Here is a 1,948-nt window from a genome sequence, read left to right as displayed (position 1 = left end):
CTGGCGCAACGACCAGCAACAGCCTGACCGATACCATTCAGATTCAGAGTGCGGATGGCACAACGCATGATGTTGTTATCACCATTAACGGCTCTAACGATGGCCCGGTACTAAACGCCATTTCCGCTGCCTCTGCAATAGAAGGTGCCAGCCAGTTGACCACGGGAAGTATTACTTCCGCCGATGTCGATAAGGGCGACACTGCAACTTACTCCACCACAATGACAGTGGCAGGGTTTACATTGAATGCCGATGGCACTTATTCTTTCGACCCGGCCGATCCGACCTACAACGGCTTAGCTCAGGGCGATACGCAAAGTATCGTGATCCCCGTCACGGTGACTGATGGTAGTGGCGCTACTGATACTAAAGCCTTGTTGCTAAGGGTGAGCGGTACCAACGACGCCCCCGTGCTTGATCAGATACAGGCACAAAGCGCGACGGAAGATGGCAGCCAACTTAGCGGGCAGATCACTTCACAAGATCCGGATGCCCGTGCATCCGTCGCTTATTCAATTACCACACCCGTTGATGGCTTCACGCTTAACCGTGATGGTCAATATACTTTTAATCCTGGCCATGCTGCGTATCAATCCCTTGCAGCCGGTCAGGATAGAACGGTGACCATCCCCGTTACAGTCACGGATCAACACGGAGCAACCGATACCCAAAATCTGGTCATTACCGTACAGGGTCAATCTGATTCGGCAGTGATTGCCGGAACAGACTCCGGTAGCGTCACTGAGGACGCTTCATTACAAGTCACTGGTAGCCTGAGTATCACCGATGAAGACGCTGGGCAGGATCACTTTCAGGCAGGTAACTACACAGCAACCCATGGCATCCTGAACCTTGATGCTGATGGTCACTGGGCTTACAACCTGGATAACGCCCATGCCGACGTCCAGGCGCTGGGGGCTGGCGCAACCACCACCAACAGCCTGACCGATACCATTCAGATTCAGAGTGCGGATGGCACAACGCATAATATTGTTATCACTATTAACGGTTCCAACGATGGTCCGGTACTGAACGCCATTTCCGCCGCCTCTGCAACAGAGGGAGCCAGCCAGCTTACTACGGGAACTATTACTTCCGCCGATGTCGATACGGGCGACACTGCAACCTACTCCACCACGATGACAGTGGCAGGGTTTACATTGAATGCCGATGGCACTTATTCTTTAGACCCGGCCGATCCGGCCTACAACGGCTTAGCCCAAGGCGATACGCAAAGAATCGTGATCCCGGTTACGGTGACTGACGGTAGTGGCGCTACTGATACTAAAGCCTTGTTGCTAACGGTGAGCGGTACCAACGACGCCCCCGTGCTTGATCAGATACAGGCACAAAGTGCGACGGAAGATGGCAGCCAGCTTAGCGGGCAGATCACTTCACAAGATCCGGATGCCCGTGCATCCGTCGCTTATTCAATTTCCACACCAGTTGATGGCTTCACGCTCAACCGTGATGGTCAATATACTTTTGATCCGGGCCATGCTGCGTATCAATCCCTTGCGGCCGGTCAGGATAGAACCGTGACCATCCCCGTTACAGTCACGGATCAACACGGAGCCACCGATACCCAAAATCTGGTCATTACCGTACAGGGTCAATCTGATTCGGCAGTAATTGCCGGAACAGACTCCGGTAGCGTCACTGAGGACGCTTCATTACAAATCACTGGTAGCCTGACTATCACCGATGAAGACGCTGGGCAGGATCACTTTCAGGCAGGTAACTACACAGCAACCCATGGCATCCTGAACCTTGATGCTGATGGTCACTGGGCTTACAGCCTGGATAACGCCCATGCCGACATCCAGGCGCTGGGGGTTGGCGCAACAACCACCAATAGCCTGACCGATACCATTCAGATTCAGAGTGCGGATGGCACAACGCATAATATTGTTATCACTATTAACGGTTCCAACGATGGTCCGGTACT

General features: G+C 53.2%; 1 protein-coding gene. It reads left to right on the top strand.

Features of this window, described 5'->3' with window-relative positions; translation table 11 throughout:
• Positions 1-1,948, top strand: a 1,948-nt coding sequence (locus tag KBW69_RS23295; RefSeq protein WP_257282521.1) for a VCBS domain-containing protein, incomplete at both ends; no start/stop codon positions are given.

The sequence above is a fragment of the Endozoicomonas sp. ISHI1 genome, assembly GCF_024606225.1.
Taxonomy (GTDB): domain Bacteria; phylum Pseudomonadota; class Gammaproteobacteria; order Pseudomonadales; family Endozoicomonadaceae; genus Endozoicomonas_A.
The sequence above is the reverse complement of the archived record's forward strand: the minus strand, read 5'-3'. Positions and strand labels throughout refer to the sequence as shown.